At 61.1% G+C, this 21,707-nt stretch carries 24 protein-coding genes; 11 read left to right on the top strand and 13 right to left on the bottom strand.

The window, feature by feature from the left end; genetic code table 11:
* Nucleotides 1-12: 12 nt before the first annotated feature.
* On the bottom strand, nt 13-1,167 hold the full coding sequence (hemW, locus tag F6X24_RS06185) for a radical SAM family heme chaperone HemW (RefSeq protein WP_151087175.1): 1,155 nt from the start codon (nt 1,165-1,167) through the stop codon (nt 13-15).
* A gap of 111 nt (nt 1,168-1,278) precedes the next feature.
* Between hemW and F6X24_RS06180 the strand changes: the two genes are divergently transcribed.
* On the top strand, nt 1,279-3,171 hold the full coding sequence (locus F6X24_RS06180; protein ID WP_191906479.1) for a BamA/TamA family outer membrane protein: 1,893 nt from the start codon (nt 1,279-1,281) through the stop codon (nt 3,169-3,171).
* Between the two features lie 193 nt (nt 3,172-3,364).
* Nucleotides 3,365-3,745, top strand: a complete 381-nt coding sequence (locus tag F6X24_RS06175; RefSeq protein ID WP_151087173.1) for an Hsp20/alpha crystallin family protein — start codon at nt 3,365-3,367, stop codon at nt 3,743-3,745.
* A gap of 256 nt (nt 3,746-4,001) precedes the next feature.
* Here the strand turns inward: F6X24_RS06175 and F6X24_RS06170 are convergent, their stop codons facing one another.
* Nucleotides 4,002-4,325: a hypothetical protein gene (locus F6X24_RS06170; RefSeq protein ID WP_151087172.1), complete on the bottom strand. Its 324-nt coding sequence runs from the start codon at nt 4,323-4,325 to the stop codon at nt 4,002-4,004.
* Between the two features lie 31 nt (nt 4,326-4,356).
* Entirely contained in the window at nt 4,357-4,617 is a 261-nt protein-coding gene (locus F6X24_RS06165; RefSeq protein WP_151087171.1) for a VF530 family protein, read from the bottom strand.
* A 116-nt stretch (nt 4,618-4,733) separates the two neighbouring features.
* Here F6X24_RS06165 and F6X24_RS06160 point away from each other — a divergent pair, with 116 nt between their 5' ends.
* Nucleotides 4,734-5,648: a glycoside hydrolase family 25 protein gene (locus F6X24_RS06160; RefSeq protein ID WP_151087170.1), complete on the top strand. Its 915-nt coding sequence runs from the start codon at nt 4,734-4,736 to the stop codon at nt 5,646-5,648.
* An 8-nt stretch (nt 5,649-5,656) separates the two neighbouring features.
* On the opposite strand, the gene F6X24_RS06155 is transcribed toward F6X24_RS06160, so the two are convergent.
* A complete protein-coding gene (locus tag F6X24_RS06155; protein ID WP_151087169.1) occupies nt 5,657-5,875 on the bottom strand; it encodes a hypothetical protein in 219 nt (72 codons plus the stop codon).
* Between the two features lie 97 nt (nt 5,876-5,972).
* On the opposite strand from F6X24_RS06155, the gene F6X24_RS06150 reads away from it, so the two are divergent.
* Nucleotides 5,973-6,380: a septal ring lytic transglycosylase RlpA family protein gene (locus F6X24_RS06150; protein ID WP_229725391.1), complete on the top strand. Its 408-nt coding sequence runs from the start codon at nt 5,973-5,975 to the stop codon at nt 6,378-6,380.
* Nucleotides 6,381-6,461: 81 nt separating this feature from the next.
* Nucleotides 6,462-6,659: a hypothetical protein gene (locus F6X24_RS06145; RefSeq protein ID WP_151087168.1), complete on the top strand. Its 198-nt coding sequence runs from the start codon at nt 6,462-6,464 to the stop codon at nt 6,657-6,659.
* Here F6X24_RS06145 and F6X24_RS06140 read toward each other — a convergent pair.
* Entirely contained in the window at nt 6,656-7,246 is a 591-nt protein-coding gene (locus F6X24_RS06140) for a DUF6799 domain-containing protein (protein WP_151087167.1), read from the bottom strand. The genes F6X24_RS06145 and F6X24_RS06140 overlap by 4 nt on opposite strands.
* 261 nt (nt 7,247-7,507) lie before the next feature.
* On the opposite strand from F6X24_RS06140, the gene F6X24_RS06135 reads away from it, so the two are divergent.
* On the top strand, nt 7,508-8,437 hold the full coding sequence (locus F6X24_RS06135; RefSeq protein WP_151087166.1) for a DnaJ C-terminal domain-containing protein: 930 nt from the start codon (nt 7,508-7,510) through the stop codon (nt 8,435-8,437).
* 75 nt (nt 8,438-8,512) lie between these two features.
* Entirely contained in the window at nt 8,513-8,839 is a 327-nt protein-coding gene (locus tag F6X24_RS06130; RefSeq protein ID WP_151087165.1) for a hypothetical protein, read from the top strand.
* Nucleotides 8,840-8,950: 111 nt separating this feature from the next.
* On the opposite strand, the gene F6X24_RS06125 is transcribed toward F6X24_RS06130, so the two are convergent.
* The 5 genes from F6X24_RS06125 to F6X24_RS06105 form a co-directional block, all read right to left on the bottom strand.
* Nucleotides 8,951-9,694 (bottom strand): ZIP family metal transporter, encoded by a 744-nt coding sequence (locus F6X24_RS06125; RefSeq protein WP_151087164.1) that lies wholly within the window; start codon nt 9,692-9,694, stop codon nt 8,951-8,953.
* A 114-nt stretch (nt 9,695-9,808) separates the two neighbouring features.
* Nucleotides 9,809-10,186, bottom strand: coding sequence for a hypothetical protein (locus tag F6X24_RS06120; protein WP_151087163.1), 378 nt, complete (start codon nt 10,184-10,186; stop codon nt 9,809-9,811).
* A 63-nt stretch (nt 10,187-10,249) separates the two neighbouring features.
* Complete coding sequence (locus F6X24_RS06115; RefSeq protein ID WP_151087162.1) at nt 10,250-10,870, bottom strand: YcxB family protein; 621 nt, start codon at nt 10,868-10,870, stop codon at nt 10,250-10,252.
* A 95-nt stretch (nt 10,871-10,965) separates the two neighbouring features.
* Nucleotides 10,966-11,832 carry a carboxylating nicotinate-nucleotide diphosphorylase gene (nadC, locus tag F6X24_RS06110; protein WP_151087161.1) on the bottom strand — a complete coding sequence of 289 codons (867 nt, stop codon included), beginning with the start codon at nt 11,830-11,832 and terminating at the stop codon, nt 10,966-10,968.
* 71 nt (nt 11,833-11,903) lie between these two features.
* Nucleotides 11,904-12,308 carry a DUF4783 domain-containing protein gene (locus F6X24_RS06105; RefSeq protein ID WP_151087160.1) on the bottom strand — a complete coding sequence of 135 codons (405 nt, stop codon included), beginning with the start codon at nt 12,306-12,308 and terminating at the stop codon, nt 11,904-11,906.
* A 158-nt stretch (nt 12,309-12,466) separates the two neighbouring features.
* Between F6X24_RS06105 and gpmI the strand changes: the two genes are divergently transcribed.
* Entirely contained in the window at nt 12,467-13,993 is a 1,527-nt protein-coding gene (gene gpmI, locus F6X24_RS06100; protein WP_151087159.1) for a 2,3-bisphosphoglycerate-independent phosphoglycerate mutase, read from the top strand.
* 90 nt (nt 13,994-14,083) lie between these two features.
* A complete protein-coding gene (locus F6X24_RS06095; RefSeq protein WP_151087158.1) occupies nt 14,084-14,680 on the top strand; it encodes a hypothetical protein in 597 nt (198 codons plus the stop codon).
* A 48-nt stretch (nt 14,681-14,728) separates the two neighbouring features.
* Here F6X24_RS06095 and F6X24_RS06090 read toward each other — a convergent pair whose 3' ends face one another.
* The 3 genes from F6X24_RS06090 to prfA all read right to left on the bottom strand — a co-directional run bounded on the left by F6X24_RS06090 (nt 14,729) and on the right by prfA (nt 17,943).
* Nucleotides 14,729-15,151 (bottom strand): secondary thiamine-phosphate synthase enzyme YjbQ, encoded by a 423-nt coding sequence (locus F6X24_RS06090; RefSeq protein ID WP_151087157.1) that lies wholly within the window; start codon nt 15,149-15,151, stop codon nt 14,729-14,731.
* A gap of 18 nt (nt 15,152-15,169) precedes the next feature.
* Entirely contained in the window at nt 15,170-16,729 is a 1,560-nt protein-coding gene (locus F6X24_RS06085) for a hypothetical protein (protein ID WP_151087156.1), read from the bottom strand.
* A 143-nt stretch (nt 16,730-16,872) separates the two neighbouring features.
* Nucleotides 16,873-17,943: a peptide chain release factor 1 gene (gene prfA / locus F6X24_RS06080; RefSeq protein WP_151087155.1), complete on the bottom strand. Its 1,071-nt coding sequence runs from the start codon at nt 17,941-17,943 to the stop codon at nt 16,873-16,875.
* Nucleotides 17,944-18,126: 183 nt separating this feature from the next.
* Between prfA and thrA the strand changes: the two genes are divergently transcribed.
* Nucleotides 18,127-20,577, top strand: a complete 2,451-nt coding sequence (thrA, locus tag F6X24_RS06075) for a bifunctional aspartate kinase/homoserine dehydrogenase I (RefSeq protein ID WP_151087154.1) — start codon at nt 18,127-18,129, stop codon at nt 20,575-20,577.
* A gap of 103 nt (nt 20,578-20,680) precedes the next feature.
* On the top strand, nt 20,681-21,613 hold the full coding sequence (locus F6X24_RS06070) for a homoserine kinase (RefSeq protein WP_151087153.1): 933 nt from the start codon (nt 20,681-20,683) through the stop codon (nt 21,611-21,613).
* Nucleotides 21,614-21,707 lie beyond the last annotated feature (94 nt).

The following is a 21,707-nucleotide window of genomic DNA, read 5'->3' as shown; positions in this document are numbered from 1 at the left end:
TGCCGCCGCAAGCTACACTACGGGGGCCGGCACATCGGCAAACAGCGCCAGCGTAATGTGGTCGGCCAGCAGCTTGCCGGCATCGGTCAGGCGCAGCACATCGCGCTCCAGCGTGGCCATGCCCTGCGCGGTGAGGCTGGCCAGGTAGTCGGCCCGCCCGGCCAGCAGGTTGAGGTCCAGCACGTCGCGTAGGTAGGCCAGGTCGCAGCCCCGGCTGGTGCGCAGGCTGGTGAGCAGGTACTCGTTGGCCTGGTCTAGCGGCGAAAGGATTTCTACGGTGAGCGGCACTTCGCCGCGCTCCAGCACGGCGGCCACGTACTGGGGGTTGCTGGCCACGGCATATTGCCGGCTGCGGCCGTCAAACGAGTGCGCGCTCGGGCCCAGGCCCAGGTAGGGCACGCCGCGCCAATAGTTGGCATTGTGGCGGCTCTCGCGGCCGGGCTGGCAGAAGTTGCTGATTTCGTACTGCTCGTAGCCATGAGCGCGCAGCTGGCCGAGCATTATTTCAAATTGCCGGGCCACAAACTCCTCGGGCGGGGCCACGAAGGTTCCCTTTCTGAGGCGGCGGCCGAAAGCCGTATCGGGCTCAATAGTCAGGGCATAGGCCGAAACGTGCGGCACGCCCAGCTCAAAGAGCCGCGCCAGGTCTGCTTCCCAGATGGCGTGGCTGGCGGCAGGCACGCCGTAAATCAAGTCAACTGAAATGTTCTCAAAGCCGGCCGCCTGGGCCTGCCGTACGGCCTGCCCCGACTCCCGGGCCGAGTGGGCGCGGTTCATCAGGCGCAGATGTGGCTCGTGGAAGCTCTGCAGCCCAATACTGAGCCGGTTGATTGGCGAGGCCGCCAGCTCGGCCAGCTTGGCGGCGGTGAGGTCGTCGGGGTTGGCTTCGAGGGTGATTTCAGCTCCGGATAATATAGTAAAATTACTATTTATTGCCGCAAAAATCCGTCGCAGCTCCTCCCCCGTCAGCAGAGAAGGCGTGCCACCCCCAAAATAAATTGTTTCAAGCGGGGCATCGGGGTCGGGCAGGTAGCTGCGCCGCAGGGCCATTTCCTTGAGTAAAGCTTCCACAAACTGCCCTTTCAGCCCCATTGAGGTGCTGAAGTGGAAATCGCAGTAGTGGCAGGCCTGCTTGCAGAACGGAATGTGGAGGTAGAGGCCAGCCATATGCGGAAGGGAAACGCGACTTTTGCGGGGCAACAACCGTCGCCCGCCCATGATTCAACAAAAATCGGGCTTCTGAAATTAAAATCGGGCCGGTGCGTTTGCTTTTCGACGATGGCCCGACTCGCTACCCTTCTTTGCTGGTGCTGCTGGCTGGCGCTGGGTGCCGGGCCGCTGGGGGCTCAGACGCCGGCCGGCGCGCCTGGCGTAGCTGTGCCCAATGTGCCCCCGCTGGCCTCGCCCCCACTGCCCCCTGCGGCTCCGCCGGCCGCGCCAGCCGCTACGCGCCGCCCAGGCAATGTGCGCGTGCTCAAAATTGAAGCCGAGCCGGCCGGGCGGGCGCTCGTGCGCCACCTGCACCCGCGGGCCACGGTGCCCGACTCGCTCACCGCCCTGCGCACGGTGCGCGAGCTGGTGCTGGCCCTGCAGGCCGATGCCTATCTCACCGCCTCGGCCGACAACATCCGCTGGGGCCGCGACACGGTGCGCGTGCGCCTCTACGTGGGCGAGCAGTTTCGCTGGGCCTACCTGCACAACGGCAACCTCGGCGATGGTCTGCTGACCCGCGCCGGCTACCGCGAAAAGTTTTTTCGCCGCACGCCCTGGCGGCCAGCCGATTGGGTAGCCTTGCAGGAGCGGGTGCTGACGGAGGCCGAAAACCAGGGCTACCCGTTTGCCACGGTGGGGCTGGATTCGGTGCGTTTCAGCGGGCATGACATTGCCGGGCGGGTGGTGCTCAAGCGCGGGCCGGTGGTGTATTTCGATTCCCTGCAAGTCATTGGCACCAGCAAAACCAAGAAGCGGTTTCTGACGCAGTACCTGCAGATACCACCCGCCACGCCCTACAGCCAGCAGCGGGTAGACGCTATCAGTGCCCTGCTGCGCCAGCTGCCCTACGTGCGCCTGCGCGCCGAGCCCGAAGTGCGCTTTGCCCGCAACCGCGCCCGGGTATATCTGCTGCTCGACGAGCGCTCGTCGAGCCAGTTTGATGCCATTGTGGGCCTGCTGCCCAATACCGACGGTACCAGTGGGGTGCAGTTTACGGGCGACGTAACCATTGCCCTGCGCAATATGCGGGGCGGCGGCAAGCAGGTAGCTTTGCAATGGCGCAAAACCGATGCCCTCTCGCAGCTGCTCGATGCCAGCTACCTGCACCCCAATATTTTTGGTACGCCGCTGGAAGTCGGCGGCACCTTTAATCTCTATAAGCAAACCGGCAACTACCTCACTATTAAGCCGCGCGTGCAGGTGAGCTACCCCACGGCGCGGGCCGGGCGACTCTCCTTCTATGCCGAGCAGCAAAGCTCGCGCCTGCTGCTCGACAGCCTGGGCTATGTTGCTATCAATAACCAGAACGTGCTGCCCACTTACGTCGACTCCGGCTATAACTCTTATGGCATTGGCTACTCGCGGGCCAACCTCGACGACCTGTATTTTCCGCATCGGGGCCTGTTTTTTAGCGCGCAGGGCGGCGTAGGCACCAAAACCGTGCGCCGCAACGCGTCTATTAGCGAAAGCCTATATAATGGCCTGGCCCTGCGCTCGACCCAGTACAGCTTTGGGGCACGGGCCGAGCACTACTGGGCCCTGAGCCGCCAGGCCGTGCTGCTGGTGCGCCTGCGGGGCGAGGGCTTGTTCAATCAGCAGCTTTTTCTCAACGACCTCTTCCGGCTGGGCGGCCTCAACTCGCTCAGGGGCTTTAGCGAAAACCAATTCTATACCAATGCTTATGGCGTGGGCACGGTCGAGCTTCGGCAATTTACCGGCCCCGAGGGCTACGTATTCGTTTTTGCCGACCAGGCGCTGCTGCAAGCCTACAGCTACCAGGCAACGACCCTGGGCGCTCACACCCCCGATACCCCAACCGGCCTCGGCGCGGGCCTGAGCTTTCGTACGGCGGCCGGGCTCTTCCAGTTTGTGTACTCGGTGGGGCGGTCCGGCTTTCTCAACACCGGCTTCTCACTCGCCAGCTCCAAGATTCATTTTGGCCTGACGAGCCGGTTTTAGCAGTTCCGAAAGTACTCGGCATGCCACCTACCCTGCCACTTAGGCGGCTTTTCGGCCAGCGTGGCAGAGGCAGGCTAACCTACTGCGTAAAAAGTAGCCATATCGACTGAACAGCAGCGGAGTTAGCCCGTTTTAGAAGCTGGTACGGGGTTTGAGTTAGTCAGGCCGAAGCCACCTAATAAGGCTGCCCGTTATGAAACTTATCAGCCGCGAATTTATCCGTACTATCGCCCCTCAGCTCGACTTGCTCAATACCATCGGCGGCGGCGTGGCGCAGCCCAAGCTGCACGTAAACAAGCGGCCCAAAGGCGTGGTGCTGCACGTAGCCATGCCCAGCGTGCCGGCCGAGAGCTTTCACGTCGTACTAAAAGACAGTCAGCTTACCGTGTATGGCGAGTATAAGCATGGTCCCGAAGACCGGCTGGCCGCCCCACTCTTCGTGCAAACCCTCGACTTGCCCCGCAATCTCGACCTGGCCAGCATCAATGCCAGCCACGAAAACGGCGAGCTGCGCGTGGCCATCCCGTTCCGGGATGCCACCAGCCGGGAGATTGACATTCAGCCGGGCAGCTAAGGCCGCCTGGCGCGTTGATACGGCCGGGGCCGACCGGCCACTCCTCCCCGTCTATAACGCCGGGACCGACCGGCGCCCGTTGGTTTTTCTACGAAAAAGCCTCTGCGATGAGCAGAGGCTTTTTTATGCCAGGCAAGACTAATATTCACCAAACAAGATATTAAAAACCCAATTCGACCTCCTTAACAACTTGGGTATGTTAAAATAATTTATAAAATTATAAATAACATTTTTAATATATTAATATTAATAAACGTCAGTAAAACAGCGGAATAAGCAGCCCGAACCCAACCAGCAGGCTCAGATAAAACCAGCCCATTACCTGGCCGCGGTAGCGACGCGGCAGCTTATTGCTGAGCACCAGCACCGCCGCGATAACCACTGCCAGGTGCAGTACCAGAAAAGCCACCGTTTTCACCCAGTTGCTGACGATGGTATTTTCGGGCTGATACTGGTCGGCCTCGCCCAGCCCGGATGTGAGGAATTTCAGCAGCTGAAACGCCGCCGTTTCGAAGATAAGGAAGCTGGCAAAGCCAACCAGCAACGCCAGGGGGCCGGATTTTTCGCGCAGCTCAGCCATAGGCCAGACAGAATATAGAATGGGCGAAAACCTAGGGTAACGGCCGGTTCAGCACTTCGGCGGTGCGCAGGCGGATGTACAAATCCTCCACTTTGGCCCGCGCCCAGGGCGTACGGCGCAGGAAAGTCAGGCTCGACTTCACGCTCGGATTAACGGCAAAGCAGTTTAGTCGCAGGCGCTCGTCGAGGCCCGGAAAGCCGTAGTGGGCTACCAGATAGTCGAGGATAACGGCCAGCGTTACGCCGTGCAACTCGCGGATAAGGTGGCCGTTAGCATCGCGGGCATCGGGCATAGGAATAGCAGCTAAGGGGAACCAGCAGGCCACCGGTTGGCATTGCGGCTGCAAGCTACGGCACCCGCCGGCATACGCGCAGCCGGCCGGCGTACGTTATTTTTGGCTCGCTGCCCATGCCCGACCCTGGTTCTCCCCTGCTTGCTGCCCCGGCCCTGGTGCCGCGGCCGGCCCCGCGCCGGCCCTGGCGTCGCTGGGTGCTGGCGGGGCTGCTGCTGGGGCTGCTGGGCAGCAGCGCCTACTATCTGCGCCATCAGCGGCAGCTAAACCGCTACGCCCGCCGGGCCTGGGCCACGCTCACCATGCGCTACCTCACCGGCCACGAAAGCACTCCGCTGCTGGCGGGCTATTCGGTGCACGGGATTGACGTATCGGCCTATCAGGGGCATATCGACTGGCCCAGGGTGGCGCAGCAGCAGGTGCGGTTTGCGTTTATTAAAGCCACCGAGGGGGCCACGCTCCGCGATGCCCGCTTTGCCCGCAACTGGCGCGAGGCACGGGCGGCGGGCATTCTGAGCGGCGCGTATCATTATTTTCAGCCCAACCGCGACGGCGGCGAGCAGGCCGATTTATTTATTGACACGGTTCCGCTGCGGCCCGGCGACCTGCCGCCCGTACTCGATGTGGAGGCGCCCCGCTTTCACGACGTGGCCGAGCTGCGCAGCGAGATACGCCAATGGCTGGAAGCGGTTGAGGCGCATTATAAAGTGAAGCCCATCCTGTACTCCAACTACGCCTTTTACCGGCGCTACCTGGCCGGGCATTTCGACGATTACCCGCTGTGGCTGGCCCACTACGAGGTTGAGCGCCCCGCACTCCCGTCCGAGCGCTGGATTATCTGGCAGCACTCCGATGAGGCCTACGTGCCCGGTATTCGCGGCACCGTCGATTTCAACGTGTTTCAGGGTAGCTACGCGGCGCTGGAGGCGCTGCGCATTGCTCCGCCCGCCCCGCCACCCGCCAAAAAAGCCGCCCGGCCCAACAGCTTTCGCAAGCTGCTGAACCGGGCGGCCGAATTAGTAAGGCGCTAGCCTAAAACCTACATTTTGGTCTTCGTCTTCTCGTCGGTCATCTTAGTTTTCTGCATCTTGCCGTGCATTTTGCCTTCCTTCATCTTGCCGTGCATTTTGGTGTCGGCCATCTTGCTGTCAGCTGCAGGCGCAGTCTGGGCAGCCGGAGCAGGCGTAGTCTGGGCATGAGCAGAGAAAAAAAGACCCGACAGCGCGAGGCCAGCAGCGAGTTTCAACGTATTGTTCATAATAGGGGGGAAAGAAAAAAGGTGAAAACTTGGTTTCGCCTCAAAGATGAGCTTTTATTTTCATTCCTCAAGTGAAGTCTGCATGAAGGATATAATTATGCTTTCTCCCTTTCGCATGCTTTCAGGCAAACTTCTCGCCTTTAGCATCTTATTGCTAGGGATTTCCGGCTGCGGCAGCAGCAAATCGGCCTTTACCCAAACCGGTGAGGGCTCGTACTACGCCGATAAGTTCGCGGGCCGGGCTACGGCCAGCGGCGCGCCCTACCGGCCGGGCAAGCTCACCGCCGCTCACAACACCCTGCCCTTCGGCACCAAAATAAGGGTAACGAATGTGCGCAACGGCCATTCGGTGAAAGTGGTCGTCACCGACCGCGGGCCGCATGCCAAAGGCCGTATCGTGGACGTATCGAAGCGCGCGGCCCGCAAGCTCGACCTCATCGACGCCGGCGTGGTACCCGTGAAGCTCAAAGTGCTGCGCATGGGCCCGGTGGCGCGCAGCAAATAATTTATTTATCATATATAATTACTATCAAATAAAAACGGCCCCTGCCGGGTGGCAGGGGCCGCTGGGTGCCATCTTCGCAGCATGAATATTCGCAAGCAGCTAATTTGGGCTCCGCCGGTCGGGGCCAACCGCTTTACCGCCCTCAACAGCTTTGTGCACGCCGCCGAGGACGAAGGCTGGACCGAAGCCGAGGTGCAATTCGTCATCGACGAAGTAGTGGAGGCCACCGACGACGCCGCCGGCCTGGAAGTGCTGCTGAGCTACACCCGGCGACCTTAGTGACCGGCTTTTGCTTTGGCTTTAGCAGCTTCCTTTTCGGCTTTTTCGCGCTCTTTCTCTACTTTTTCACGGGCTTTTTCCAGCTCCTTGCGCTTGCCGGGGTGCTTCAGGTCGTAGGCCACGAGCTTGCGCACGCTGTCGGCTTCCACCATCTCGCGCTTGCTGGTGAGGCGGCCGGTGAGCGACACGTAGTCGCCTTCGGCCATTTGCGAGGTTACGCCTTCCACATTGGTAATCTGACCTTTAGTAGTAATCAGGGTACCATTCACCAAGCGCTTGTCCTGCTCAATGGGCGCGGTGCGGCCCAGTTCCGTCAGAATAACCTGGCCATTCTGCATGGTGAGGCCATCCTTGGCCATTACTCCGCTCGTTTTGGGGCGGGCAGTGGGCGCAGCGCCCGTATGGCGCGGCGCTACCACCCGGCGCGGCGCTACTGCGCGGCGCAAGGGGTCGGTATCTGGCGCGGCGGGCGCGGCCGGGGCAGGCGTAGCAGTGGAGGCTGCCGGGGCAGGCTGCGTCTGGGCCTGGCCCGCACGAGCCAGCAACAGCGCACCACCAAGCAGCAGGACTTGCGTAACTACTTTCATCGGATTTAAAAAGTATTGTAGGAGAAAAAGGCAGTGTGCGCGGGCAAACAGGAAAAGTGCCATGTTATGCAACGCAGCAGCTAAGTACGTTTTTTGGTTGCGGCTGGCTTTTACCAGAATACTGAAAAGATGCTGGCTATTTGCAAAATGCAAATTTACTCCACACCCCACACTTTTGCGAGTCCCAACACAAGCAGCCTCGCCTACGTTCAACTAAGGCAGCGGCCACGCATCTTGTCCTGACCTTGCTTTTTCTATAAAATGGACTATAAAGATTATTACAAAGTATTGGGCGTTGACAAAACCGCAACGACCGAGCAGATTAAAAAAGCCTACCGCAAGCTGGCCCGGCAGTATCATCCCGATGTGAACCCGAACGATGCCACGGCCGAGCAAAAGTTTAAAGAAGCCAATGAAGCCAACGAGGTGCTTTCGGACCCCGAAAAGCGCCAGAAGTATGACCAGTTGGGGGCCGCCTACCAACGTTACCAGCAGGCGGGCGGCGGGCGCGGCCAGGGCACCGGCGGCTTCGACTGGAACCAGTATGCGGCGGGTGGCGGGGCCGGGGGCTTCGCTGGCAGCCAGTTTGGGGGCGAGGGCGAAGATTTTTCTGATTTCTTCAGCTCGCTGTTTGGCGGTATGGGTGGCGCGGGGGGGCGCAGCAGCCGGCCCGGCGCGGGCTCCGACTACCAGGCCGAGCTGGAGCTGACGCTGGCCGAGGCCTACGCGGGCGGGCCGCGGACGATTACCGTTAACGGGCGCAATCTGCGCCTTACCATTCAGCCGGGCGTGGCCGATGGGCAAACCATCCGGCTGCGCGACCAGGGAGCCCCCGGCCGCAATGGCGGCCCCAATGGCTCCCTGCTAATCACCTTTCGGATTGCTCCCGATGCCCACTATGCCCGCACCGGCGACGACCTTACCCAGGATGTGCCCGTGCCGCTTTACCGGGCCCTGCTCGGCGGTGAGCAAACGGTTGAGACGCTTGGTGGACCAGTCAAAATCAAGCTTAAGCCCGAAACGGCCAACGGCAGCCGCCTGCGCCTGCGCGGCAAAGGCTTTCCGGTATACCGCGAGGCCGGCAAGTTTGGCGACCTCTACCTGCGCCTGAACGTGCAGCTGCCCACTAATCTCACCGACGAGGAGCGGGCGCTTATTCAGCAGCTGGCCAAGCTGCGTTCTATAGAATAATTTTACTATATATATTCGGACTAATTTATTCACAGAAGGCATTCTGACAATCAGCCACCGACACTTAGCAACTCTATGGAAACCCGCGTTTTGCTCCTTACTTATCAGGAATGTGACACTCGCTATGGCCTGGGCCGCGCCGAGCTGCACCAGTTCGTGGAACTGGGCCTGCTGCGCCCGGCCCCAGCCCCCGATACCCTCGAAGTAGAGGAGCCCGACGAACTGCTGCCCCGGCTGGCGCGCCTGCACCACGGCCTGGGCCTGGCTCCCGAAGCCATCGACCTGGTGCTGCTCATGCGCCAGCGTGTGTTGGGCCTGCAGGCAGCCCTGGCCCGCGAAACCGCCCGCGCCCGCGAGCTGGAGCATTTCCTGCGCGGCCTGGGGCCAATAGAGGAATTGTAATAGTGGCCAGTCCGCCTCGTCCGCTGACTTGGAAACCGCTCTATATTGCTTGTCATCAGCGAATATACCGGCTTTTACCGCAAATCAACCCCATGCAGCAGCGCAGATTTGTTACGTGGCGCTCACCGCCAGCGCGAGCAGCAGGCCGCCCAGCGTAGCGCCTAGCTTGGGCCAGTTGAGGCGGTGCTCGGGGCTGGTTTCAAACAGGATTGTGGTCGAAACGTGCAGAAACGTGCCGGCTACGAAGCCCAGCAGCGCTGCATAAATACCACTGCCCAGCAATTGCTGAAGCACTATATAATTGCTGAATACCAGCCCGGCGGGCGAGGCCAGCGCAAACACCAGCAGCCACGGCCAGGCCCGCCGGAGCGAGCCCAGGCGCAGGCGTAGCAGCGTAGCCAGGGCCACCGCCGCCGGCACGTGGTGCAGCGCAATGCCCAGCACCAGCGCGTAAAAGTGCTGCCCTACTTCGCCGCTGCCAGCCCCACGCACCAGAATGCTGCCCTCCAGCAGGGAGTGCACCACCAGTGCCAGCACCAGCAGCAGCGGCACGCGGCCCCGTTCCGTGGCATCCGGCGCATGTACGTGGCCGTGCTCGATGCCCTGTGAAAGCACTTCCAGCAGCAGCTGGCCAAAAAAACCCGCCAGCACCCAGTAGCCTACGCGCTGCGGCGCCTCGGGCAGCAGCGTCAGGGCCTCAGGCAGCAAATGCGTGATGGTGAGCGTGAACAGATAGGCCCCGCTAAATGCCAGCAGCGGCTTAACCCACTGCCCGGTGCGCACGGCGGGCACCAGGCTCACCATTGCGCCAGCCACCAATACGGTCGCCGCTAATAAAAGTACTGCAATCCACATAGGGCCATTAAACAGAAACTGTTGCAGCAATGTTGCGAATTAATTCGCAACATTGCTGCAACAGTTTCTGTCGGTTGATGTCAACCGTCGGCACTAGCTTAGCACCTGACTGGCTTACTGCGCCGGAGCGTTAGCCGGGCCCTCACCGGGGTTGGGATTAAAGCTTGGGTCGGCTCGGCGGGTAGCTTCGCTACCACCTTTTTTCACGGCAGTGCCTTCCTGGGTATCGGCCGTCATGGCAGCACCAGGAGCCGGCGGAGCCTGCTTTTCGAGGTCCGTACCCGAGCTAACGGGGCGGCTGATGGCTGCGCCCTTTTCCTGGCTGGGCGCATAGGCCGTATTCTGGTCGAAGTTGTCGCTGACGCGGGTTCCGGGAGGAACCATATCGAGCGATACCTTATTCTCGGGGCGCCAGTCAGACGGCTCACTGCTGCACGAGGCAAGTAGCAGAACGGCAGCGGCGGGAGCCAGGTAGGAAAGCAGCTTTTTCATACGGGGAAAATTCTTACGGAAACTAAAGATTGTAACGTCAGAAGGGCCTGTATACGGTCGTTATCAGGCCTTGGGGGTATCAGCCAGCAGACCTTTGCGGCGCAGCAGCGCCTCAAATAGCTTGCGGTCGTTGTCGTTGTTGAACAAACGCAGCGGCAAATGTAGAAACACCGGCACGTCAAACGTGCTGGCAATCCAGCGGCGCCAGGGTGCCAGCTCGGCAGGTGGTGCGGCGGGCTTCAAATAGAGCAGAAAGGCATCCGGGTCGCGGCGCACCCGCCCAATCTGGTCCCAGGGCAGCGCCATGGCCCGCTGCTCACTCTGGCGCAGAATCAGCTGGCGCTGGTCGGCCTCGTAGTTCATGCGCTCAAACAAGGGCTTGCTTTGCTCCATCTGCGTTACGCCGGTTACCAGCGACGAGCGCACCAGCACAAACAGCGCGGCCAGCACCACGCCCAGCAGCAGCCACCACCACGAATGCCAGATGGCCGCCGGTAGCACGCCCAGCGCAAACGGAATAAGGGCATACCACCACTGCTTGCGCCACACCTCGCCCATCGCAATCCGGGTGTAGGTATTGGGGTCAAATTGATATTTCTTGGTCTTGATGGTGCCGGGCAAAGACTGCGGCGCCTGTTGCTGGCGATAGCCGCTGCCACCGCCGCGTTGGTTGGGTTGATTCATATATACTGGTTAATTTAATATTGGCTAATGGTCAATTATGGGCAAGAGCTACGTCGAATATCAAGGCATTAACCATTAAGCAATTAATTATTAACTTAATAGGCTTTCAGGCTCAGGTCCAGGATGCTGGCCGAGTGCGTGAGCGCCCCTACCGAGATATAATCGACGCCCGTAGCCGCTACTTCGGCAATGGTTTGCTCAGTGATGCCGCCACTGGCCTCGAGGGGCAGGCGGCCGGCTACCAGCGCCACGGCCTCCCGCAGGGCCGGGGGCGGCATGTTATCGAGCATAATGCGGTCGATGCCGCCAGCGGCCAAGGCCTGCTCTACCTCGGTCAGGGTGCGGGTTTCGACTACGATGGGCAGTTGGCGGCCGGTGCGCCGCAGGTAGTCGTGCGTGGCCGCAATGGCCGCGGCTACGCCGCCCGCATAGTCGACGTGGTTATCCTTGAGCATTATCATGTCGAACAGCCCGTAGCGGTGGTTGACCCCGCCGCCAATGAGCACAGCCCATTTCTCGCAGATACGAAAGTTGGGCGTCGTCTTGCGCGTGTCGAGCAGGCGCGCTTTGGTGCCGGCCAGCTGCGCCGTCAGGTTTGCCGTGTAGGTAGCAATGCCGCTCATTCGCTGCATACAGTTGAGCACCAGGCGCTCAGCGGTCAGAATACTGCGGGCCGGGCCCTCCACGGTAAAGGCAATATCGCCGTGGCGTACCCGCGCGCCATCTTCGAGCTGCACGGTGAGGGTAAGGCCGGCATCTACCTGTTTAAAAATCAACCCTGCGAGCTGCACGCCGGCCAGTACGCCTTCGGCTTTCACCAGTAGCTTGGCGCGGTTGCGGGCCTCGGCCGGAATGGCGGCCAGGGCCGAGTGGTCCCCATCGCCCACATCCTCGGCCAGGGCCGTGCGGATAAACGTGGTGAGTGCTTCGGACGTGAGGTAAGGGGCGGTAGTAGCTGACACCCCGCAAAGGTACGCCGGCCGGCCGGCGCATAAAAAACCCCGGTTGCCAGCAGCAACCGGGGAAAGCCCGATTATTCTTTGGTGAAGTCGAGTGTGTCTATCGTGGGCGTGCTCTGCTTGGGCTTGAGCTTGATAAACACCTGATAGTTGCCATTGCGGCCTACGTAGTGGCCGATAGCGTAGGGAATACCTTCGTTGCTGGCTCCCTGATGCACAATATCGAAGCTGGCCGGCGGGTTTTTGGTGAAGAAATTCTTCATAACCAATTCGGTTTGCGTGGCGTTGTAGCTCTGCTTGTCGCCATCGAAGCCCACTTCCACGGAAGGGGCCAGGTATTGCGCCAGGCTACGCGACGAGCCACTGGCAATAGCCGAGCGCACGGCGGGCAGCTGGTCAGCCGCCTGCGCCTTGCCACTCAGCACAAAGGCCATAAACAGGAAGCTAACTAAAAATACTTTTGTAAAAATTATTTTCATAAAAACAAGCTTCGCGAGCAGGTCGGAGGCGCTTGGTGAACAATAAGCCAAAACTATGCCAGCCGCAGCTAATTTGAAGACATTCTGAAGTTGTAAGCCTTGGCCGGCCCTACTACGATAAGAAGAGGCATTAGGGTGCGGGGCGTACTTTTGCTGGCATGAACAAGCAGGTGCTATTAGTTATTCTGGATGGGTGGGGCATCGCCCCGAACGCGGAGGTTTCGGCCGTTGATAAGGCACAGACGCCTTATTTTCACGAGTTGTTGCAGCGCTTTCCGCATAGCACGCTGCAGGCCTCGGGCGAGGCCGTGGGGCTGCCGGAAGGCCAGATGGGCAATTCCGAAGTAGGCCACATGAACATTGGCGCGGGCCGCGTGGTAGACCAGGAGCTGGTGCGCATCGGCAAGGCCATTCGGGAGCGCAAGCTGGGCCAGATACCCGCCCTTAAGGAAGCGCTGGACTATGCCCGCCTCAACAATAAGCCACTGCATCTAATTGGCTTACTGTCGGATGGCGGTGTGCATTCGCACATTGAGCACGTAAAGGCGCTGTGTACTATTGCCCACGAGGCCGATGTGCACAAGGTATTTGTGCACGCCTTTACCGATGGCCGCGACACCGACCCCAAGAGCGGCGTGCACTTTGTAAACGACCTGGAGCAGTACAACGAGCGCACGGGAGCTAAAATCGCGTCTATTGTGGGGCGCTACTACGCCATGGACCGCGACCAGCGCTGGGAGCGGGTCAAAATCGCCTACGACCTGCTGGTAAACGGCGTGGGCACGCCTTCGCAAAACCTGATTCAAAGCGTTCAGGAGCAGTATAAAGAAGGGGTTACGGATGAGTTTCTGAAACCAATCGTGAAAATAGGGGCCGACGGCCAGCCGCTGGCCACCATTCAGGAGGGCGACGTGGTGCTGTGCTTTAACTTCCGCACCGACCGGGGCCGCGAAATCACGGAGGCGCTTACGCAGCAGGATTTCAACGCCTACCAGATGCACCGCCTGAACCTGCATTACCTCACCATGACGAGCTACGATGCAACGTTTGTGGGCGTAACGCCGATTTTTGAGAAAGACAACCTCGATAACACACTGGGCGAAGTGCTGGCGGCGCATCATAAAACGCAGATTCGCATGGCCGAAACGGAAAAGTATCCGCACGTAACCTTCTTTTTCTCGGGCGGCCGCGAAAAGGAGTTCGCCGGCGAAACGCGCATCCTGCGGGCCTCGCCCAAAGTGGCGACCTACGACCTCGCCCCCGAGATGAGCGCCTACGAGCTGCGCGACGCGCTGGTGCCCGAGCTGCAAGCCAACTCGGCCGATTTTATCGTCATCAACTTCGCCAACCCCGATATGGTGGGCCACACCGGCGTGTTTGAGGCCGTGGTACGCGCCGTGGAAACGGCCGATGCCTGCGCGCATGATGTGGTAGAGGCCGCCCTGGCGGCCGGCTACGCCACTATCGTGATTGCCGACCACGGCAATGCCGAGTTTATGCGCAACGAGGATGGCTCGCCCAACACGGCGCACACCACCAACCTGGTACCCTGCATTCTGGCCGATAACAGCTACCACGGCACCCTGGCCAGCGGCAAGCTCGGTGACATTGCCCCAACCATTCTGGAGCTGATGGGGGTGCCCCAGCCTGCTGACATGACCGGCCAGAGCTTATTGCGGCCGTAACAAACGGGCGGCTTTTTTATTTTACGCAGCATCCCGCCGTGTTGAAACGCCGCGTTTGGCGGCGGTCTTCACGGCGGGATACTTCTTTCTATGAGTTGTAAAACGAGCTTCTTTTTTGCTGCTGGCTGCTTGCTGGTGCTGGCCGGCTGCGGCCAGGGCACCACGGCTACTGAGGAAGCCGCGCCGGGAGCGGCCCACTTGAAGGGGCCTTATTTTGATATGCGCGGCTTGCTCGATGCGCAGGCCAGGCAGCTGGCCACCCAGCACCGGGGCGTACAAAAGCAGGTGAGCCTGCGCGGGGGCGCTACCGAAACCGTGCAGGTGCCTGAGGTAAAATGGGCCGATGAGCTTCAGATTTTTTATCAGGCCGACATCAACAAAGCCGCCCTGCGCGGGGCGTATGCCGTCGACTCGGCCCGCCTGCCGGGTGGCGAGGTGCGTCATAGCTACCAGCTGCGGCCGGGCCACGACAACGCGCCCGTGCTGCGCCTCGACGTAACGAGCCAGGCCGGGCAGCCCCAGGCCATTCGGGCTACGCTGCGGCAGGATAACGCGCTGTTTTTCGGGCAAAAAGACCTGCGGCTGACGTTGCAAAATGGTCAGCTGAGCCAGTACAGCGCCCAGGGCGTGCAGAAGCTGCTGCTGTTCGATACCCTACGCTACCAGACGGCGGCACGGGTGCTTTAACCGCCCGCCTTGGGCTGCTTAGGGAGGCTCGCCCGACGGCTGCGCGGGCTACTCGCCCAGCAGCGTGGCAACCACCCAGCGGCGGCCACCGTGGCGGCGGTGCTCGCCCAGGCACACACCCTGCCAGGTGCCCAGCAGCAGCCGGCCGTCGGCGATGGGCACCGTGACCGAATTACCCAGCAAGGCGGCTTTGAGATGGGCCGTCATGTCGTCGGGGCCTTCGAGGGTATGCTGAAAATAAGGCGCGTTATCGGGGGCCAGGCGGCGAAAATACTCCTGAAAATCGCGCCGCACGGTGGGGTCGGCGTTTTCGGTGATGAACAAACTGGCCGAGGTGTGCTGAATAAAGAAATGAGCGGTGCCCACGCGCATAGCTTCCAGCTCGGGCAGCTCACTCAGCAGCAGGTCGGTGATGAGGTGAAAGCCTTCGGCCACGGCCGGCAAGCGTAGTCTTTTTTGAATATATTTCATACTCACTATTTAGCCTGCTTACTTGGTAGCCCGGTAGGCTCCCAGGTCGGGCGTGCTGGCGTTGCGGGGCAGGTTTAGCAAGTCGCGGGGGATGAGCGGCGGCACGGCATTTTTGCTGGCCAGGGCGGGAGAGTTTATGCCCAGGCGATAGTCGTTGCTGGATACCGTATTGATTCTCACAAACATCGGGTCCTTATTCAGGATATTACCTAGCCCCGTCTGGGCCAGACCAGGCGCATTAGCAGCATCGGTGCTGGCTTTGTAAAGCTGGGTTTTGAGCAGGGAGTTTTTGATAGTTACCGCTGCTTTGTAATCGGCATAGTTTTCCAGAAAAAGCTCATCGTCAATCGAGCCCCACACGATGGAGTTAACTACGGTAAGTGTTTGCCCATTGGTATATTTTACCGTGCCATCCAGCGACATGTTGGTAAAAGCCAGCGAGGCGGTTTTGCGAACTGCCGACACAGCCGGGTAATTAGCTATCGTGCAATAATTCAACGCGATGGAGCTGGCCCCATAGCCGAGCACGGCATACTCGTAGCAGTCCGACAACAGCGTATTTTCCAGCGTCACATCGCCCGATACACTCAGCACGCCCGCGCCCGACAGGCCCAGGTTGCTGGCCGCCGCCGCCGCACTTACCCCCGCGCCGGAGATATAGCGGATAACCGAATTCTGAATCGTCACATCGGGCCGGAAGCTCTGGCTCTGCGGTGTTGGATTATACAGGAAAGCGCCAAAAGTCGCATTCTGAATGAGGGCGTAGCGAATGACATTGCCCCGGCTGCTGGCGTCAAACTCAATGCCCGTCCACTGGCCGGGCGCGGTGGCGTACTGCGTTTCGCCGCTCCGGTCGCCCATAAAGCGCACGATGTTGGCGTTGGTCGCCTTCACCGTGTCGGTGGGGCCGGTACCGGGCATGTAGTCGGCGGTGCTATTTACCAGCAGCGTGCCTTGCACAATCAGCCGGGCCCCGGCGTGGGCATAGACGCGCGTGCCCGGCTTAATGCGCAGCGTGCAGCCGGCCGGCACCACTACCTGGCCATAGAGTACGTGCGGCCGGTCGTTGGTCCACACCTCACCGCAGGGCAGCGCGGCATCCTGGTGCAGGTAGATATTCTGGCCGAATGAGCGCAGCAGCACGTGCTGGTCCTGGCCGTTGGTGCGGAAGTTCAGGTTTTCCTGCACCACCAGGTTTTTGGCCAGGCCGTTCTGGCCGTTATCCTTGAGTAGTGCCCGCACTAGGATAAGCAGACTATCGTTGCCCCGAATAAACAGGTTGGTAGCCGTCTGCTTCAGGTCGCCGTTGATGAGGAGCGTGTAGGGTGAAGTGGCCGGGCTATCGAGGCTCACCAGGTCTACGTTTACCGCTTTGGGGTTGCGGTTGTACACCCACAGGCGTTTAGTAACCGTGCGGATGGTCGTAAAAACCGTGTCGAACTTCACCGTATCGGCCGAAAAAGCCAGCCCGCCGGTGGTTTGCAGCTCTTCCTCGCGCGGCTTGCAGCCGGAGATAGTCAGGCTGGCAATACCGCTAAGCAGCAGGAAGACGGGCAGTAGGTAGCGAATTTTAAGCACGATAGGGTAACGCGGAAAAGTCGTCTGTCAGTACGAGCGCAGCGAAGCAATCGCATCAGAACAAGCTAAGCGAACGACGGGCGCGGCGTTCGTTCGGGGGCGATTGCTTCGCTGCGCTCGCACTAACAGACGGCTTTTCGCTTTTACGATACGCCTACTTTCAGGCGCTCGGCACTTTCGGCCAGGCGCAGCTGCTCCACAAAGTCGTCGATGTTGCCATCCATCACGTTGGGCAGGTTGTGCACGGTGTAGCCAATGCGGTGGTCGGTCACGCGGCCCTGCGGGTAGTTGTAAGTCCGGATTTTATCGGAGCGGTCGCCGCCGCCAATCATACTCTTGCGGATAGCGCCTTCGGCTTCGTTTTTCTTAGCCAGCTCAATCTCGAAAATGCGCGAGCGCAGCACGGCCAGCGCTTTATCAAAGTTTTTGAGCTGCGATTTCTGGTCCTGGCACTGGGCCACGATGCCGGTCGGCAAGTGCGTGAGGCGCACGGCCGAGTAGGTCGTGTTGACCGACTGACCGCCGGGGCCGGAAGACATAAACAAGTCCTTACGGATATCATTCATATCCAGGTCTATATCAAATTCCTCCGCCTCCGGCATTACTACGATGGAGGCGACCGAAGTGTGGATGCGGCCCTGGGTTTCGGTGGCCGGCACGCGCTGTACGCGGTGCACGCCGCTCTCAAACTTGAGCTTGCCGTACACATCTTCGCCCTTCACGGCCAGCACAATTTCCTTGTAGCCGCCGGCCGTGCCTTCCATGGCATCTACCAGCTCCATTTTCCAGCCCTGCTTTTCGGCAAAGCGCAGGTACATGCGCTGCAGGTCGCCGGCAAAGAGCGAGGCTTCGTCGCCGCCGGCCCCGGCCCGGATTTCCATAATCACGTCTTTGGAATCGTTGGGGTCTTTCGGAATCAGCAATTCCTTGATAGCTACCTCCATGCGGTCGGCCTCGGGCAGCAGCTCGTCGAGCTCAGCCTTGGCCATCTCCCGAAAGTCCTCGTCCTTTTCGGTCGACACGACCTGACGGGCGCCTTCTATATTACTGAGCACCTGCTGGTAGGCGCGGTACGCAGTCACAATTTTACCCAGTTCCTTGTACTCCTTATTAAGGGACTTGAAGCGCTTCATGTCGCTCATCACCTCGGGCTGCATCAGCTCGTGGTTCACGGTTTCGTAGCGCTCGCGGATGGCTTCGAGTTTATCCAGCATTTTGTGGTCGGAAAAAATAGTCAGTAGTTTGCAAAGATACGGCTTGGTAACAACGTCCTTTGCGGTCGGCGTTCCGCGCCAAATTCTTTACGCTGCCTGGGGTTGTCTTTCCCACCCATCCTATGCCTCCCTCCTACTGCGCAGCCAGCGGCCAGCCAGCCGCGCGTTCGACCCCTGTTGAGTATGCAAGTTTTGAAGTTTGGGGGCACATCGGTAGCCTCCGCCGAAAACATTGGGAAAGTGATTGCCATCGTGACGAGCGCGCTGGCCCAGGGGCCGGTGGTGCTGGTTGTGTCGGCGCTGGGCGGCACTACCGACGCCCTCATCAGCGCAGGCCGCACCGCCGCCGCCGGCGATGAAACCTTCCGCCAGACGCTGCGCCAGCTCGAAACCCGCCACCTCACCGCTGCCGAGGCGCTACTACCCACCGCCGAGGCCCAGACCGCTATTCAGCCCTGGCTCACCGCGCAGTTTACCGAGCTGGCCCTGCTGGCCGACGGCATTTTTGCCCTGGGCGAGCTGTCGCCGCGCACCCTGGATAGGCTGATGAGCTATGGCGAGCTGCTGTCGTCGCGCTTGGTAGTGTCCGCTTTTCAGGCGCGCGGCACATCCGCCGCCTGGGCCGACAGCCGGCAGCTCATCCGCACCAACTCGCGCTTCGGCACGGCGCAGGTAGATGAAGAAATCACCCGGCGCCAGGTTACGTATTTTCAGCAGGAAAACCCAGCCAGCCTGTGGGTAGCGCCCGGCTTTATTGCTGCTGATGCCGAGGGCCACACCACTACCCTGGGCCGGGGCGGCTCCGACTACACGGCCGCCCTCCTGGCCGCGGCGCTGGGCGCCTCAACCCTCGAAATATGGACTGATGTGAGCGGTATGCTCACCGCCGACCCGCGGCTGGTGCGCTCGGCGCGGCCTATTCCGCACATCAGCTATGAAGAAGCAATGGAGCTATCGCACTTCGGGGCCAAGGTGCTGTATGCGCCCACGGTGCAGCCCGTGCGGCAGCGCGGCATTCCGCTTTGGATTAAAAACACCTTTGCGCCCCAGGATTACGGCACGCTGGTGGAGGTGGCCCCGCCGCGCAGCATCGGCGTGGTGCGCGGGCTGTCGAGCATCGGCCACTTGGCCTTGCTCAACCTCGAAGGCAGCGGCATGGTGGGCGTGCCGGGCTTTTCGGCGCGGCTGTTTGCGGCCCTGGCCCGCGCCTACATCAACGTGGTACTCATCACCCAAAGCTCTTCGGAGCACTCCATCTGCGTGGGCGTGAGTGAGGGCGACGTGCCGGCCGCCCGGGAAATAGTAAATGAAGAGTTTGCCGGCGAAATTTCGGCCGGCCGCCTGGAGCCGCTGCGGCCCGAAACGGGACTAGCCATCGTGGCGCTGGTGGGCGACAATATGCGCAACCACCCCGGCATCAGCGGGCGCTTGTTTAGCGCGCTGGGGCATAATGGGGTCAATATCCGGGCCATTGCCCAGGGCGCGAGCGAGCGCAATATCTCGACCGTCATCCGGGCCGATGATGTGCGCAAGGCCATCAATGTGCTGCACGAGGAGTTTTTCGAAGCCACCTACAAGCAGGTGAATCTGTTCATCCTGGGCCCCGGCAACGTGGGCGGCAAGCTGCTGGCCCAGCTGGCGCAGCAGCAGGCGTATCTGCGCGACAAGCTGGCGCTCGACCTGCGCGTGGTGGCCATTGCCAACAGCCGCCACTGCCTCGTCAGCGAAGAGGGCGGCCTCGACCTACGCACCTGGCCCGAAGATTTAGATAAAGCTGCTAAGCTCTCGCTGGCTGAGCTGACGCAGCTCATTATTGACAAAAATCTAAGAAACTCTATATTCGTCGACGTCACGGCCAACCCGGCTGCCGCCGGGCAGTACGCGCCGCTGCTGGCCAAAAGCGTGGCCGTGGTGGCATGTAATAAGGTGGCCGCCTCGGCCGACTATGCCAGCTACCGCCAGCTCAAGCAGCTAGCCCAGGATTTCAACACCAGGTACCTGTTCGAGACCAACGTGGGTGCGGCGCTGCCCGTCATCGGCACGCTCGGCGACCTCACCCGCAGCGGCGACGTGGTGCGCCGGATGCAGGCCGTGCTCTCGGGCACGCTCAATTTCGTATTTAATAACTACGATGGCACCCGGCCCTTTGCCGAGGTAGTGCGTCAGGCCCAGGCCGAAGGCTATACCGAGCCCGACCCGCGCCTCGACCTCAATGGCTCGGACGTGGCCCGCAAAATCCTCATCCTGGCCCGCGAGGCCGGCCAGCCGCTGGAAATGAGCGATGTAGCCAACGAAAGTTTCCTGCCCGCGAGCTGCCTCGAAGGCGACGTGGCAGCCTTCTACGCGCAGCTGGCAGTGCACGAGGCGCACTTCGGCGCCCTCTACGACGCGGCGGCCGGCCAGGGCAAGCGCCTCAAGTTTGTGGCCCAGTACGCCGACGGCCAGGCCTCAGTGGGCTTGCAGCAGATTGCGCCCGGCCACGACCTCTACGAGCTGCGCGGCAAAGACAACGTGGTGCTTTTCTACACCGACCGCTACCCCGAGCAGCCGCTGGTGGTGAAGGGCGCGGGGGCCGGGGCGGAAGTCACGGCGAGTGGGGTGTTTGCGGATATTATTCGCGCGGCACGGCTGTAGCGTGGACTATGGGAGTCCGCGCGTGAGTCGGTTTCCCGCACTAGCTGCATAGCAATTGTCTGATTGTTTACTCGCGGACTCGCAGAGTCCACGCTATAAGTTTATGCCCCTCCCCTCCTCCGTCACCGTTCACGCCCCCGCCACCATTGCCAACGTCGGCTGCGGCTTCGACGTGCTGGGCCTGTGCCTCACCGCGCCCTACGACACCGTACGCCTAACGCGCCGCGACCAGCCGGGCCTGACCATCCGGCACCTCGACGACTACGACCTGCCCACCGACCCCAGCCGCAACGTGGCCGGCGCGGCGCTGCTGGCGCTGCTGCGCGCCGTGCCCGAGCCGCTGGGCTTTGAGGTGGAGATTACCAAGGGCATCCGGCCGGGCAGCGGCATTGGCAGCAGCGCGGCCAGCGCGGCGGGCGCGGTAGTGGCAGCCAATGCCTTGCTGGGCAACCGATTCAGCCCCACGGAGCTGATTGACCTGGCCATGTACGGCGAAGCTGTGGCGTCGGGGGTGCGCCACGCCGATAATATAGCTCCTGCCATATATGGTGGCTTTACCCTGGTGCGGGCCGTGCTGCCCACGCTCGACGTGGTAGCCCTGCCGGCCCCGCCGCTGTGGGTGGCCGTGGTGCATCCGCAGTTTGAGGTGCAAACCAAGGAGGCCCGCGCCGTGCTGCCGGCTACCGTGCCCCTGGCGCTGGCCGTGCGCCAGTGGGCCAATGTGGGTGGCCTGGTAGCTGGTCTTTTAACCACTAATTGTGAGCTGATTAGCCGGGCCCTCGAAGACTACATTGTGGAGCCGGCGCGGGCCGCGTTGCTGCCGGGCCTGGGCGAAGCCAAACGGCGCGCGCTGGCCGCCGGCGCGCTGGGGGGCGGCATCTCGGGCTCGGGACCGTCCATTTTTATGCTGAATAAAACCGAAGCTACCGCCCACGCCGCCGCCGAAGCGCTGGGTAGCGTGTACCGCAAAATGGGCATCGATTTCCACCTGCACGTGGGGCCGATAGCCAGCCAGGGCGCGCGGGTAGTAGCTTAAATGTGAAATATAGTAAATGTGAAAATGTGGCTGACCTACACCTGCACCTCAAAAACCCAGCTGCCCTTGAGGCTTAGCCAACGCCTCAATTTTC

This window comes from Hymenobacter baengnokdamensis (genome assembly GCF_008728635.1).
GTDB lineage: Bacteria > Bacteroidota > Bacteroidia > Cytophagales > Hymenobacteraceae > Hymenobacter > Hymenobacter baengnokdamensis.
This window is presented reverse-complemented; position numbering and strand designations above follow the sequence as displayed.

Excerpts from the sequence above, each read along its gene's own strand:
- F6X24_RS06105 (WP_151087160.1), bottom strand. The coding sequence starts at position 12,308 with ATGAAAATAATTTTTACAAAAGTATTTTTAGTTAGCTTCCTGTTTATG.
- F6X24_RS06135 (WP_151087166.1), top strand. The coding sequence starts at position 7,508 with ATGGACTATAAAGATTATTACAAAGTATTGGGCGTTGACAAAACCGCA.
- F6X24_RS06175 (WP_151087173.1), top strand. The coding sequence starts at position 3,365 with ATGAAACTTATCAGCCGCGAATTTATCCGTACTATCGCCCCTCAGCTC.
- F6X24_RS06165 (WP_151087171.1), bottom strand. The coding sequence starts at position 4,617 with ATGCCCGATGCCCGCGATGCTAACGGCCACCTTATCCGCGAGTTGCAC.
- F6X24_RS06120 (WP_151087163.1), bottom strand. The coding sequence starts at position 10,186 with ATGAAAAAGCTGCTTTCCTACCTGGCTCCCGCCGCTGCCGTTCTGCTA.
- prfA (WP_151087155.1), bottom strand. The coding sequence starts at position 17,943 with ATGCTGGATAAACTCGAAGCCATCCGCGAGCGCTACGAAACCGTGAAC.
- F6X24_RS06090 (WP_151087157.1), bottom strand. The coding sequence starts at position 15,151 with ATGAAATATATTCAAAAAAGACTACGCTTGCCGGCCGTGGCCGAAGGC.
- F6X24_RS06130 (WP_151087165.1), top strand. The coding sequence starts at position 8,513 with ATGGAAACCCGCGTTTTGCTCCTTACTTATCAGGAATGTGACACTCGC.
- F6X24_RS06155 (WP_151087169.1), bottom strand. The coding sequence starts at position 5,875 with ATGAACAATACGTTGAAACTCGCTGCTGGCCTCGCGCTGTCGGGTCTT.
- hemW (WP_151087175.1), bottom strand. The coding sequence starts at position 1,167 with ATGGCTGGCCTCTACCTCCACATTCCGTTCTGCAAGCAGGCCTGCCAC.
- F6X24_RS06095 (WP_151087158.1), top strand. The coding sequence starts at position 14,084 with ATGAGTTGTAAAACGAGCTTCTTTTTTGCTGCTGGCTGCTTGCTGGTG.
- F6X24_RS06160 (WP_151087170.1), top strand. The coding sequence starts at position 4,734 with ATGCCCGACCCTGGTTCTCCCCTGCTTGCTGCCCCGGCCCTGGTGCCG.
- F6X24_RS06150 (WP_229725391.1), top strand. The coding sequence starts at position 5,973 with ATGCTTTCTCCCTTTCGCATGCTTTCAGGCAAACTTCTCGCCTTTAGC.
- F6X24_RS06125 (WP_151087164.1), bottom strand. The coding sequence starts at position 9,694 with ATGTGGATTGCAGTACTTTTATTAGCGGCGACCGTATTGGTGGCTGGC.
- F6X24_RS06170 (WP_151087172.1), bottom strand. The coding sequence starts at position 4,325 with ATGGCTGAGCTGCGCGAAAAATCCGGCCCCCTGGCGTTGCTGGTTGGC.
- gpmI (WP_151087159.1), top strand. The coding sequence starts at position 12,467 with ATGAACAAGCAGGTGCTATTAGTTATTCTGGATGGGTGGGGCATCGCC.
- F6X24_RS06145 (WP_151087168.1), top strand. The coding sequence starts at position 6,462 with ATGAATATTCGCAAGCAGCTAATTTGGGCTCCGCCGGTCGGGGCCAAC.
- F6X24_RS06115 (WP_151087162.1), bottom strand. The coding sequence starts at position 10,870 with ATGAATCAACCCAACCAACGCGGCGGTGGCAGCGGCTATCGCCAGCAA.
- F6X24_RS06140 (WP_151087167.1), bottom strand. The coding sequence starts at position 7,246 with ATGAAAGTAGTTACGCAAGTCCTGCTGCTTGGTGGTGCGCTGTTGCTG.
- thrA (WP_151087154.1), top strand. The coding sequence starts at position 18,127 with ATGCAAGTTTTGAAGTTTGGGGGCACATCGGTAGCCTCCGCCGAAAAC.
- F6X24_RS06180 (WP_191906479.1), top strand. The coding sequence starts at position 1,279 with ATGGCCCGACTCGCTACCCTTCTTTGCTGGTGCTGCTGGCTGGCGCTG.
- F6X24_RS06070 (WP_151087153.1), top strand. The coding sequence starts at position 20,681 with ATGCCCCTCCCCTCCTCCGTCACCGTTCACGCCCCCGCCACCATTGCC.